The organism is Cognataquiflexum rubidum (assembly GCF_022538115.1).
Classification (GTDB): domain Bacteria; phylum Bacteroidota; class Bacteroidia; order Cytophagales; family Cyclobacteriaceae; genus Cognataquiflexum; species Cognataquiflexum rubidum.
Map to the genome: position 1 here is coordinate 370,164 of NZ_JAKZAL010000001.1, position 13,574 is coordinate 383,737.

10 protein-coding genes are annotated in these 13,574 nt (G+C 43.0%); 7 read left to right on the forward strand and 3 right to left on the reverse strand.

All coding sequences use genetic code 11. The features are described from left to right. The first annotated feature begins 109 nt into the window (after positions 1–109). Positions 110–1,639 carry a DUF1593 domain-containing protein gene (locus MMU05_RS01635; protein WP_241139916.1) on the forward strand — a complete coding sequence of 510 codons (1,530 nt, stop codon included), beginning with the start codon at positions 110–112 and terminating at the stop codon, positions 1,637–1,639. Positions 1,640–1,937: 298 nt separating this feature from the next. On the opposite strand, the gene MMU05_RS01640 is transcribed toward MMU05_RS01635, so the two are convergent. Together MMU05_RS01640 and MMU05_RS01645 are read right to left on the reverse strand one after the other, a co-directional pair. After that, on the reverse strand, positions 1,938–4,013 hold the full coding sequence (locus tag MMU05_RS01640) for a M56 family metallopeptidase (protein WP_241139917.1): 2,076 nt from the start codon (positions 4,011–4,013) through the stop codon (positions 1,938–1,940). After that, positions 4,013–4,387, reverse strand: a complete 375-nt coding sequence (locus MMU05_RS01645; RefSeq protein WP_113924007.1) for a BlaI/MecI/CopY family transcriptional regulator — start codon at positions 4,385–4,387, stop codon at positions 4,013–4,015. Before MMU05_RS01645 ends, MMU05_RS01640 begins: the two co-directional genes overlap by 1 nt. Before the next feature lie 234 nt (positions 4,388–4,621). Here MMU05_RS01645 and MMU05_RS01650 point away from each other — a divergent pair, with 234 nt between their 5' ends. The 6 genes from MMU05_RS01650 (at position 4,622) to MMU05_RS01675 (ending at position 12,740) form a co-directional block, all read left to right on the forward strand. Next, positions 4,622–6,082, forward strand: a complete 1,461-nt coding sequence (locus tag MMU05_RS01650) for an IPT/TIG domain-containing protein (protein ID WP_241139918.1) — start codon at positions 4,622–4,624, stop codon at positions 6,080–6,082. A 4-nt stretch (positions 6,083–6,086) separates the two neighbouring features. After that, on the forward strand, positions 6,087–7,169 hold the full coding sequence (locus MMU05_RS01655) for a DUF4249 domain-containing protein (RefSeq protein WP_241139919.1): 1,083 nt from the start codon (positions 6,087–6,089) through the stop codon (positions 7,167–7,169). Positions 7,170–7,523: 354 nt separating this feature from the next. Continuing rightward, positions 7,524–8,630 (forward strand): alkene reductase, encoded by a 1,107-nt coding sequence (locus MMU05_RS01660; protein WP_241139920.1) that lies wholly within the window; start codon positions 7,524–7,526, stop codon positions 8,628–8,630. A 47-nt stretch (positions 8,631–8,677) separates the two neighbouring features. Continuing rightward, positions 8,678–9,463 (forward strand): NRDE family protein, encoded by a 786-nt coding sequence (locus MMU05_RS01665; protein WP_241139921.1) that lies wholly within the window; start codon positions 8,678–8,680, stop codon positions 9,461–9,463. Between the two features lie 104 nt (positions 9,464–9,567). Next, entirely contained in the window at positions 9,568–10,533 is a 966-nt protein-coding gene (locus MMU05_RS01670; RefSeq protein WP_241139922.1) for a YpdA family putative bacillithiol disulfide reductase, read from the forward strand. Positions 10,534–10,850: 317 nt separating this feature from the next. Continuing rightward, on the forward strand, positions 10,851–12,740 hold the full coding sequence (locus tag MMU05_RS01675) for an ABC-F family ATP-binding cassette domain-containing protein (protein ID WP_241139923.1): 1,890 nt from the start codon (positions 10,851–10,853) through the stop codon (positions 12,738–12,740). A gap of 9 nt (positions 12,741–12,749) precedes the next feature. Here MMU05_RS01675 and MMU05_RS01680 read toward each other — a convergent pair whose 3' ends face one another. Then, positions 12,750–13,568 carry an NAD(P)-binding domain-containing protein gene (locus MMU05_RS01680; protein ID WP_241139924.1) on the reverse strand — a complete coding sequence of 273 codons (819 nt, stop codon included), beginning with the start codon at positions 13,566–13,568 and terminating at the stop codon, positions 12,750–12,752. Between the last annotated feature and the right edge of the window lie 6 nt (positions 13,569–13,574).

Below are 13,574 nucleotides of genomic sequence, written 5' to 3' on the forward strand. Positions count from 1 at the left end.
TCTGGAGGAATGATTCAAAAATTTTGGAAGGTATTGCAAAAGTTATAGGTTTACCTTTAAAATCTGATTATTTATTAATATCCAAATCAAGCCCAACTAACTCAAACCGATGAAAACACATGTTTTTGCTCTAATCGCAATTATTTCTATCATAACAGCCTGCCAAACGACAGGGGTTGATGAGCAAAAAAATGAACAGGAAAAAATCCGTACCGTCATCCTTACCGACATGACTCACGATGATGGCAATTCCTTGATCAGGTATTTGTACTACGCTTCGGAATTCGATCTGGAAGCCCTGATCATTACCAACCAGTTGCCAGATTTCAATCACGATGATACCGGGCCGTGGCAAAAAGGCATGTCGATCCTCGATGCCTATCAGCGTGAACTACCACAGCTGCGTAAGCATGACCCCGATTTGCCCGCTTATGAAGACCTTTTGGCGGTTACCAAACAGGGACGCGGCGCTTTGCCCATCATTTGGCTCACCAACACCCTCGAGTTTTCAAACAAGATCGCCGACAGGTATGTAACAAGTTCGTGGGATTCGGTATACTTCCATGACTGGATTGGTGAAGGACTGACCCCACATGGTGAACCTAAGGATTCAGATGGAAGCGAGTTCCTTGTTGAGGTTTTTGAAAAGGATGATGAACGCCCTATCTATGTTCAGGCCTGGGGAGGCACCATTACTTTTGTGCAGGCTTTGCACCGATACCGTCAAAAACACGGGGATGAAAAATTCCAAGCACTCCTCCCGAAAATCCATTTGTTCGGAATCCTTTTTCAGGACATCAGCTTTGAATACTTTGCAAGCTTTGAAAAAATGAAGAATGAAACCTGTGCCGGCTTCGGTACAGCTAGACCGACCTACGGCGAAGAACCTGTTGAGTTAGGAAAAGTGCTTTATGACAACGGTCATTTCTGGCATTATGTCTGGAACAGCGACCCCAACTGGAAAAAACCCTTGGCATCAAAGGATGTGAACGGACATGGCCCTATGTCAAACATCTATGATAATGGTGGAGAAGGCGACACTCCTGCCTTTCTATATATTTTAAGTTCTGTATTTGGACTGAATGATTATAACGATCCCACACAGGGGAGCTGGGGAAGCATGTTTAAACCCATGGGCAGCAGTTTCCCAGATAAGTACTATTCTACCTGCGAACCGGTTCAGGAGGGGCTAGAAAGAGCGGATCCCGATGCCTCTGTCGATATGGACCAAAATGAGTTGGTAAGATGGGTTCCCGATGCCACCAACAGTTTTAAAAACCGTTTGCTGTGGTCGGTTAAAGAACCCGGCGAAGTGAACCGTGAACCGGTGGCGGTACTTAATGGCGATGAATCCAATAAAATTTTAAATATCATTGCCAAACCTGGAGAGGTAATTACCCTCGATGCATCCGGCTCCTTTGATCCTGATAACGATGAGCTCACTTTCAATTGGTTTAGGTACAAAACAGCCGACAATTTTGCAGGAGAATTTGAAATTATCGATCCGACCAACCCCTTGCAGCAGATATCTGTTCCACAGGACTTCAGCAATGCAAATATTCATTTGGTATTAGAAGTTAGAGATTCCGGTGAACCAAAACTCGTAACCTACCGGAGGGTAATTGTAGAATCGGAATAATTAACTCTATACTAGAATCATTAACCAATATGCTATTGACCGGGCTTGGAAACGTCTTTCAAAGGGTGTTTCGGCAATGTTTGAAATTCAATGTTTGCGACAGTATATTTTAAATTAAGTCACTATTTCAGCAAACTTTGGTAAATAAAATATAAGAAAGGACCCATTGAAATGTTGATGAGAAAAATCTCCGGTTGAAATAGAAACTTCACTTCCTCTCCTAATTCAATGGTTAAATTCTAAAGTTTTCACTACAACATTTGAAAAATATCCCGGAGAATAAAGAAAAAAAAGGAGACTAATTGTCCCCTTTTTTTGTTGATTCTTGAATGGTTTTTTGGATCTCTTTCAACACCTCCTGATGTTCATTTTGCCAGAGTTCCATTTTTCTTTGAAACTCTTCCATCTTCACCTTATTCTCTTTTTCCCAGATTTCCATCTTCTTTTGGAATTCATCCATTTTGGGTTGGTTTTCTTTCTCCCAAGCCTTCATTTTTAGCTCGTACTCTTCCATCTTTGGAGCGTTTGCTCTTTCCCATTCCTCCATTTTTTTCTCAAATTCCTCTATCTTAGGTCGATTGGCTTTCTCCCATTCCATCATTTTGGATTCAAATTCTTTCACTTTTGGGGCAAATTCCTTTTCCCATTCCTCTTGTTTTTTGTGCCAATCGGCCAGCTTTTCTTTGTTTGCCTCGTTCCATTTTTCCATTGCAGCTGCACGCTTTTTATCAGCCTCAGCCATTTTGGCACTCATCTCCGCCCTCTTCTTTTGGGTTTCTGCCTTGGACATCTTGGTGGTATCAAAATCGTACTTGTAACGGTAGGTGAAATCATACACGCGTGCAGAGTCAGAAGGGAAATATATATCCGAAGGGATTTCTATATATAATGCCGAGTCCGGGAAAGCCATGAATGGGGCAATGTCAAAATCCATTACAGGCATATCGTCCATATTCAGTTCAGGAATTCCCGGCATACCAAAATTCATAGGAGGTATCGGATCCATATTTAATTCCATCTGAAACATCGGCATGGCTTCAAAGGCAAAAGGTACCACGGGAAAGTCCTTGAACATCATGTTGAATTCAGGCATTTCCAGAAATACAGGCTTTATGTCTTTGAAGAACAAACCCAAATCTTTGAGCCCTTCCATTTCTTTTTTAAATTTCTCCTTTTGCTCCGGAGTCATTTTGTCCCAATCCATTTCGATGATGACGGGACCTTTTGGCGGAATGGTATCTTCTGCAGGATAGGCATATTGGCCGGTCCAGTTGCCATCGATGGTATTGATATTCAATTCGGTCGCCATCAGGTCTTCAAAGGACTCCTTGGACAGCTTGTCGCTCGCACCGACCATCAGGGTGGCGCCAAGCAATAGTGTGATCATCATGGTCATGCTGGTTATAGTAGTTGGTTGTGTTGAGGAAGTTTTGACTCCCATTATTCTTTTGATCCGGTCAAGGGTTGGGTTGTTGGGTTTGGCGGCAGCCATGGCGATATCCGGTGTCGGGTTTTTCGCATGGTTCAGTACATTGGCAAGGCCAAATGCCAGGTCTTTTGGAGAAATCCCCATACTGATCGCCAAGTCGTCACAGGCATTTTCGCGTTGTTCTTTGGCTGTTTTATTGATCCACCAGAATATGGGATGGAAAAAGAAAACTACTTCCAAAATAGATTGTATCAAATTGACCAAGTAGTCGTGGCGTTTGATATGGGCGAGTTCGTGCGCGATGATCGCCTCGAGCTGCAGCGGGGAAAGCTGAAAGAAAAGGCCCGCAGGAATAAGGATGACAGGTTTCCAAACTCCATAAGTCATCGGGACGTCTACGTGTATGCTTTTCAGCAGCTGCACAGGTTTGGACATTTGGAGCGAGGTAAGTTGCTTATCCAATACCTGCTGCCAAACAGATGCTACCGGGTCATGCTGCTTTTGCCGGAGGTTGCGGATGTCGGCAAGCGAGGTAGCCAACCTCACCAAAAACAACATGGCTCCCAAAAACCAAACCTGCACCAATGTCGGGATCCAGTTTTCTATCCTTTTGGAAACGATCATCCAATCTGAAGGTGCTTCTATCAAATGGTTGGAGTTGAGTTGGGTCAAATGCTCGATTTGGGAGGTATGGGGAATGGCTCCGGATGGGACTGGAAGGGAAGGTGGAATGGAATAAATGAAAGTTCCCAAAGCCAACACCGTAATCAATACAAGTGCTGAAATACTCAGCCTGTATTTGAAAGCTGCTGACTTTTTACCAAAAATCTGAAGGGTCAGCCAAAGCATCAGACCCACACCGGCGATCTGCCACAGGGCATGGACGATCATCCAGCCGAGGCCAAGTAAATAGGGTTCAGCGATAAAAGTGGATAAAGTTTCCATTATTGTTCATTTTCCAATTGGTCCAAAAATGCGCGGATTTCATCTAATTCCTCTTTGGAGGGATTGCCCTGTCCGAGAGCCTGCATCACCAGGTTTTTGGCAGAGCCGCCAAATGCTGTGGCCATAAAATTGGTCACCAGGTTTTTTTGGGTGACGGTCTCGTCTACCGCCGGAAAGTAAATGTGGGTACGGTTCTGCTCATCCCTTCGGAGAAGCCCTTTGGCATGCATGATCTGCATGGTCTTGAGCGTGGTGGTGTAGCCGGTGTCCTTGGTTTCGGCCAGTTTCTCGTGGATTTCCCTCACGGTCGCCTGCTCCATGGGCCAGAGCAGGGACAAAATTTCAAGTTCGGATTCAGTCGGTTTAGCTTGCATAACGGTTAATACGATTGCTTTCGTACAAAGTTATACGAAGAGAATCGTAATGCAAATATTTTATACGATTTTTTTCGTATATTATCTGAAAACCCTATGAATCATTATATTGCATTTAGTTTTAAGGAGAATCGGGTAAATTTTATTCTTCTTTTTGATACACCAGATGATTGGAATCCCTGATTCTCAAAAAATTCATTGAAATTTAGTTTCATAACCCGTAAATTCTCCCTTTTGAAACATATATATCCCTATATCTTTCTCCTTTGTTGCCTCGGCTTCTTTTCCTGCGACGAAAAAGCGGATGGAGGGTTTACCATAGTGACTGAGGAGATTGTCAATGTCAATGGAACAAGGGCTATTATTTTAGGCAGGATTTTGGCATTCCAAAATGTGGCAGTCCAAGAGCATGGATTTCAGTTTTCGTTGACAGCTGACTTTTCAGATCCGATAGAAATCAAAATGGGAGAAAGATCCCGTCCGGGCAACTTTGTAGGAGAGACCGAATCCCTTTCTTTGGGTAAAGAATATTTTGTGCGGGGATTTGCCCAGACGAAATCGGACCTGGTTTTTGGGAATACCCTTACACTTGTGACGCTTAAACCATCTGTGGAGCGGTTTTTTCCTATAACACAGTTTGCAGGAGAAATCGTCACAGTGTTTGGAAGGGGTTTTGAAAGTACTTCTGAAGTGTTTTTTGGAGATACAAAAGCAGAAGTAGTAGACGTAGAATTTGGTTCGCAAATCAGAGTCAGGGTTCCGGCTAAGCAGGGTCCCAATTCTATACCACTAAAAGTTGTGACTGGTTCTCAAACAGCCCTTGCCGAAAATCTCTTTAGGTACCCTACCGGAAGTTATGAATTGCTTGATATCAGGTTGGACCTAATCAGGTTTAGGGGCAATATATACTTTCAGCAAGGCAGTAAGTTTTTTGTGGGTTTGGGGATAGATTTTCGAAATAATTTTTATCCGGAAATCTACTCCTTCATCCCGGGAGAAAGCGAATGGAAGCCAACCAACTATCCCGGATTGCCCAAAAGAAAAGCAGTTTCTACCCGTACCGGTTTCTTTGGAGGGGGATTCCAAAATCTTGGAATTTCAGCTACTTATTCAAGCGATTTTTGGAAATATGAAAATGGTGAATACCGACAGATTACATCGCCTTCTTTCAGGTTTGCAGATGCCATAGGGGCTGAAATCGCAGGAAATTTCCTGGCGATCGGGGGATTATTGGAGGTAGGTTCATTGGTCAGAGAATACAATCCGCTCCTTGGAAATTGGAATAACCTCCCCAACCTTCCCTATGATGTCACAGGGGACATGCTGAATTTCACCTACCAAAACAAATTGTATATTATCGACAAGGAAAAGATTTTATGGGAACATGACCCAATTACCGCCTCCGCAGTGGCCAAAACTGTATATCCTTCCCCTTTTATCAAAACCGTTTCGGATTTTGGAGGATTGGCTATAGTGAAAGGAGACAAAGCATATATCGGTATGTACAACAGTGTAAGAGAATTTTGGGAACTGGATCTGAAGACATTTGAATGGTCAGCAAAAAATCCATTCCCAGGGGAAATTAAGGCCGAGAATACTGCAATTTTTGAGCATGAAGGACAGCTATACTTTTTGCGGTCTCTGCTGTTTGCAGACTATACTGAGTTTTGGAGATTTGATCCGGATGGCCTCTAAAAAAATGAAAATGATTTCAACCTCCAAAATCCGCCTTTCGCTCTTCTTTTTATTCTTGGTCTGTTTGGGTATATCTTGCATTGAAGAGTATTCATTTGAATCCCAAGATCCAGGGCGCTTGCTTACCATCGAAGGACGCATCACTACCCAACTCAAAAAACACCGGATCAGACTATCGAGAGCAAGTCAATACGGACCGGATTTTAATGGGCTCAACAGACCCGAATCCCTGGCAACCGTTTTGATTAGAGATGATTTGGGAAAAACAATTTCGCTGGAAGAAATCAGCCCCGGAGTGTATGAAACTGCAGATTTTGTCAGTGCTGAAATTGGAAGAAGTTATAATCTCGAAATCATCACTTTTATAGGAGGAAGGTACATTTCCTTGCCGGAGACCATAGTGCCTGTGCCAAAGATAGACTCCCTTTCCTACAGGTCTGTCAGATCTGCGACTACCAACCGCTTGCTATCTGACGTTGGCGTACAAGTTATTGCGCATTTCAGAGATCCCGGTGATATAAAAAACTATTACTATTGGGCAGGCAACGAATCTACTTATGTTTTGGTCACCCAGCCAGAGGACTTTACAAACCCTCCAACCCATCCAACTTGTCCCCGTTGCCCTAATCCCAAGCCTTGTTGTAAGATATGCTACAGAAAAGAGCAACCTGTAGTCAACATCTATGCATCAGATGACAATGAATTCAACGGCCTCTCCCAAAGCAGGATTATTGCCTACATTCCTGATGATGGATTGAGGTTTTTGGACACCTACAGGTATGAGGGTTCAAACTTGTCTATTAATGAAAGGGGCAATCGTTTTTTGAAATTGGTAGACCAGCAAATCAGCCTCACAGGAAGTGTCTTTGACCCTCCTCCTGCTAATATTAGAGGAAATGTTTTTAGCCTTGACGATGCGAATGAAACAGTGCTTGGTTATTTTTTTGCCTCAGATGAGCAACCCTTACAAGTTTATATCAAAAGAGAAAATTTAGAATTTGTATTGACTCCTTCAACTAAAATTCCGGATGATTGTCGACTCAGTCGCAATGCCACTCTTCAGCCTCCTGCAGACTGGAATCCATAACACAGGATAAAGCATCCATCCTAATCCCCAAAGGATGATTTTTTTCACCAAAAAGAACTTTGAAATTACCCCTTAGTAATTAATTTTTAATCTGGTAGCCCCCTTGGGAACCAGCTTGAAAAAAGTGTGGACCTGAACTTCCAAATAGGTGGAAAGATACCGGTTGGCCCTAATTTTTAAATGAAACTCTAGACTCAAAAATCCTATGGGATAATCTTTTCAGAACAAGAATTTCAAAATATGGCCTCAAACTGACTGAAGGCTGTTCTATTTTATATTCCCCGAATGACTGAACCATCCCCGGTTTCAATTAGTTGTATATACATTGAATTAAACCAACTAAATTAAAATAAGATGAGTACACAACCACTTTTAGAAAAATTACAATTGGGGGATCTGGAGTTGAAAAACAGGATCGTCATGGCGCCGATGACCAGAAGCAGGGCTGACAACCCGGGTAATATCCCAACAGAACTTCAGGCCACATACTATTCGCAAAGAGCCTCCGCAGGATTATTGATTACTGAAGGTTCGCAGGTATCCAAAATCGCCGTTGGCTATATCAATACCCCGGGGATTTATTCACAAGAACAAGTGGAAGGATGGAAAAAAACCACCTCCGCTGTCCACGAAAATGGTGGGGTAATTTTTATCCAATTGTGGCATGTGGGCAGGATGTCACATCCTGATTTTCATGACGGTGAACTTCCACTTTCGGCTTCCGCCCTCAATCCCCATGAAAAATCTTACACATTCGAAGGATTCAAAGAAACTGTCACTCCAAAAGAAATGACCTTGGAAGAAATCAAGCAAACGGTTCTTGATTTCAAAAATGCTGCAAAAAATGCCATGGAAGCCGGTTTTGATGGTGTGGAAATCCACTCTTCTAATGGCTATCTTTTTCACCAATTCTTCAATGGTACTTCCAATGTGAGAACCGACCAATACGGTGGAACCATCGAAAACAAAGCAAGAATCCTTTTTGAAGTGATCGATGCAATCAAAGAAGTAATGCCCGAAAACAGAATCGGTCTCAGGCTGAATCCTTCCCTGAATGGCGTTTTTGGAATGACGATGGATGAGGAGACAATTCCTACTTTTGATTACATCATCAACAAACTCAATGAGTACGATTTGGCTTACCTGCATTTATCAGAGCCATTTACAGATGTTTCTAAGATTCCTTTTGCCGAAAAGGAAATCGCAAAACGATACAGACCAATCTACAAAGGAACGATCATTATCAATTCTGCTTTTGACCAAGAAAAAGGGAATCAGGTCTTAAAGGATGGCTTTGCAGATGCGGTAGCTTTTGGCAAGCCATTTGTTTCAAATCCCGATCTGGTGGAAAGATTTGAAAATCATGACCCTTTGGCTAAATATGACACCGCCACTTTCTATACTCCCGGGGAAAAAGGGTATACAGATTATCCTTCTTATCAGGAACAGGAGCTTGTTTAATTCCAAAAAAGGCCGATATATTTCGGCCTTTTTATTACTTTGCGCGCATGTGTTTATTAGCTTTCAACTGGAACAACCACCCCGAATATAAATTTATCCTGGTAGCCAACAGGGATGAGTTTTTTGAGCGGCCGACAGCCTCTATCCATCTTTGGGAGCAGGGATTCTATGCCGGCAAAGACCTCAAAGCCGGCGGGACATGGTTGGGATTACATCCTAACGGCCGTTTTGCTACTTTGACCAATTATCGTGATCTCAAAAATGTCAAACAAAACGCCAAATCCCGGGGTGATCTGGTAAAGAACTTTTTGGAAGGAAATTCAAGTCCTTTGGAATACCTTTTGGAGATAGAAAAGGAAAAAGACCAATACGAGGGGTTCAACCTTTTGGTCGGAGAAGGGGAAGATCTGTTTTACCTGTCCAATAAAAAAGAAGGAATCTATAAGCTGGAATATGGTCTTTACGGCCTGAGCAATGCACTTTTGGAAACACCTTGGGCAAAACTCGTGAAAGCCAAAGAAAAATTGCACGCTAAAATTGACCACAATGAAATAGACTTGGATGGTCTGAGGGATGTTTTGCTGTCAAGGGACATAGAACCGGACAGGTTTTTGCCTTCAACTGGAGCGACTATAGAGCAGGAGCGATTGCTTTCTTCGCAGTTTATCAACGTGGGCAATTACTACGGGACGATCAATACCACGGTCTTGCTTTGGAAGCATTCAGGAGAAGTGGAGATCAAGGAAGTCCGCTATTTTCAGGCAGAAAACCGCAGCGAAGAAACCCAGGTTCAGTTTCAGATGGCGGAATCAGCCACACAGAAAATAGGATAAGCCTTTTGTCAATTGGGTGGGTATCCCCCAAAATTTTGTAATTTACAATCATCCGGCTTGCGGGATTAAAAGCCCCATTATCGGATTAATTAACTCTCTTAGTGATGGAAATATTGGATGTGTTTATTGTCGGTGGCGGGCCGATAGGATTGGCCTGTGGGATAGAATGTGAAAAAGCCGGTCTCAACTATATCATCGTCGAAAAAGGGGTTTTGACCAATTCCCTCTTCAATTATCCGCTCAACATGACATTTTTTTCGACTTCCGAAAAACTCGAAATGGGCGGAATTCCCTTTATGTCCATTTCCCACAAACCTACAAGGACAGAAGCGTTGGAGTACTACCGCAGGGTAGCCAAAACCTGGAAATTGAAAATCAACCTGTACGAGGAAGTCAAATCCGTTTCCAAAGAAGAGGATGTTTTTGAAATCACTACTTCAAAGGCAAAATACCATACCAAAAACATCATCTTGTCAACAGGCTTTTATGACCTTCCAAACCTGATGAAAGTTCCAGGGGAAGACCTTCCAAAAGTAACACACTACTACAAAGAACCTTGGCCATACATCGGTCAGAAAATTGTTGTGGTCGGCGGAGCAAATTCTGCTGTAGATGTTGCCCTCGAAACCTGGAGAAAAGGCGCCGATGTCACCATGGTGCTGAAGGACGAAGGCATAGATTCCAATGTCAAATATTGGGTCAAGCCGGATATCGAAAACCGCATAAAAGAAGGTTCGATCAAGGCCTTTAACCACTCAACAGTCAAAGAAATCCGGGAAAAGGAAGTTGTGCTGAACACCCCTGAAGGGGAAGTGGCGATTGAAAACGACTTTGTTTTGGCGATGACTGGTTACAGGCCAAACTTTGCGCTCTTGGACCAATTGGGAGTGGAGCTCAGCTTGGATGAAAAGCGTCAACCCTGCTACGACCAAACCAATCAGGAATCAAATGTACATGGGGTTTACCTTGCAGGTGTGGTTTGCGGAGGACTCAATACAAGGGAATTTTTTATCGAAAACTCCATCGTCCATGCCGAGCATATCGTGAAGGATATTGTGGGAAAAAAGTAAGGATGAAGGAAGAGGGAGGAAGGAAGAGGTAAGAGGTGAAGGTAAGAGGTTGGAAGGTAGGAAGTAGGAAGTGGGAGGTAAATGGGGGGAAATTCTGATACCATGGAATGTAAATTCAGCTAAGATTCAGTAATCTAAGTTTATTCCTAACGACCTTTCTGAAATTTTAGAATTTTTCAATCTTCCAATATTGCAATTTTCCAATCCGCCACGGCGGACAAGTTCTTCAAATCTTCAAATCTAAATATCCCCAACCCTAAACCTTAAATCTTTTTAACCTACCTACTTTAAAAACCTTTTCCTCCTATCTTTGCGGCATGAATTACCTATCAGTAGAAAATCTTAGCAAGTCATTTGGCGAGCGCAAACTTTTTCAGAACATTTCCTTCGGCATTGACCAAGGCCAAAAGATCGCCCTAGTAGGGATCAACGGGGCAGGAAAGTCCACTTTGATGAAAATCATTATGGGGCAGGAAGTTGCCGACACCGGCAATGTAGCCATCAACCAACAAGTCAAAGTGGCCTATGTGCATCAGAATCCTGTCTTTACGGGAAATCTGAGTGTCTTTCAAACCATTTTTGATGGAAGCACAAATGAAACGCTACAGGTCATTGAGCATTACCACAAAGCGATGTTGGATGCCGAGCACGGCAAAGACAACGGCGATGAGATGCAGAAGATTTTTGAAAAAATGGATACCCTGCAGGCTTGGGATTTTGAATACCAAATCAATGAAGTCCTTGGCAAACTTGGTCTCCACGACACCGAAATGGCGGTCAGCAACCTGAGTGGCGGTCAGCGGAAGCGTGTTGCATTGGCAAAAGCTATTTTGGAAAAACCAGACCTCTTGCTGTTGGATGAACCTACCAACCACCTTGATTTGGAGACGATTGAGTGGCTGGAAGACTACCTTTCCAAAGCCAACCTTGCGCTGTTTATGGTGACGCACGATAGGTATTTCTTGGAGAAAGTGACCAATCAGATCCTTGAACTTGACAATGGCAGCATCCACAGGTACATGGGGAATTATGGCTATTTCCTTGAAAAGAAAGAAGAAAGAAGAGAGATAGAAGCTACCGAACAGGAAAAAGCAAAGAGCTTATACAAAAAAGAACTGGATTGGATCAGAAGGCAGCCAAAAGCCCGAAGCACCAAGGCCAAATATCGGGTGGATGCCTTTGAGGAAACGAAGGAAAAAGCCTTTATGAAAAAAGAGGAACGCGAGATCGAACTCAAAGTCACCTCTCAAAGGCTTGGCAACAAAATCATCGAAATCGAGAAGCTGAACAAATCTTTTGAGGACAAAAAGATCCTGCAAGACTTCAGCTATACTTTCAAAAAAGGCGATAAAATCGGTATCGTCGGACCAAACGGTGCCGGCAAGACCACATTTTTGAATATGATCACCGGTGCTATGGCTCCTGATAATGGGAAAATCAGTATCGGGCAGACTACAGCCATCGGTTATTACAGGCAGGAGGAAGACAGTTTTGACGAAGAGAAGAGATTATTGGATATCGTGAAAGAAGTCGCAGAAGTGGTGACTGTAGCCGGTGGAGCAACAATTTCTGTTTCGCAGTTTTTGACCAAATTCGGTTTCCCTCCCAAACAACAGCATACCCCAATTGCCAAATTGAGCGGAGGAGAAAGAAGAAGATTGCAACTGCTGATGATCTTGATCAAGAGTCCCAACTTCCTGATCCTCGATGAACCGACCAATGACCTGGACATTGTGACCCTGAATACTTTGGAAGAATTTTTGGACAACTTTCCTGGCTGTCTCATTATCGTTTCCCACGATAGGTACTTTATGGACAGGCTGGTGGAGCATTTGTTTGTTTTTGAAGGAGAAGGAATCATCAAAGACTTCCCGGGCAACTATTCTGAATTTAGAGAGTGGGAAAAAGAAGAAAAATCTACCAAAAAGGAAGAGAAAACAATTTCAGCTCCAAAAGCTGAAAAGACCAACTCCGATCCGCACAAACCCAAAGCAAGCTTCAAGGAGAAAAAGGAATACGAAGAAATCAATGCCAAAATCCAATCCCTCACCAAAGAGAAAGATGGCTTGGTTTCCAAAATCAATACCGGTTCAGAGGACCATCAGCTGATGGTCGATTGGGCAAAACAAATCCAAAAAATCGAAAAAGACTTAGAAGATCTCGAGATGAGGTGGCTTGAACTGAGTGAATTGGAAGGGATCGATTGATCCCTTTTTTTATGGCCGATACCAAAAATCCAACGGATCTGGTATCTGAAACTGGAAACCGGTTGCGAGGATTTTGTCTGCTGAGATTTCTTTCCACATTGACTCTCCTTTTTTCTCGTAGCTTACAGGCGGTGAAAAACCCAATTCTAATGCATTCTTTTCATAAACATCTCTTCTCAAGGGATGCACAGGTGCCACACCATTGAAAGTTTCATTCCAAAGGTTGTTTTCAATAATCCAAGAAGACAGTCTAACCGCATCTACCTGATGGATATAATTGACAGGGCTGTCTCCTGTCACGTTTGACTTTCCTGAAAAATACCTTCCGGGAATCCTGTCCACTCCCAACAATCCGCCAAACCTGATGATCGTCAGGTCATAGCTTTTTTCGGATTGAATAATTTGTTCGGCCCGCAAAATACCCGGGCTTCCTGTGTTCTCCATCGTCAGACGGAATGATTCATCCACTTTCTGATTCCAATCCGGATAGACTGAGGTAGAACTGACGAAAATGATTTTCTTCACTTTGGACTGTACTGCCAATGCTTTGACAAATTTGATTTGCTCCACATAGAAACCTTCAGGTACGGACTTTGACCTGGGAGGAATATTGATAAAAAGCACATCTGTCTCAAAAAGTGATATGAATCCCAATCCTTCAGGATGGGGATTGAATTTTAACAAAGCTGTTTCAATTCCTTTGGATTGCAATCGGGATAATTTCTCTTGGGTAGTAGTGCTTCCTTTGACATGACATCCTTTTTCCAAAAAGTGCAATGCCAGGGGCTCTCCCAACCAACCCAATCCGATGATAGCTACTGAAGTCATAAAAAA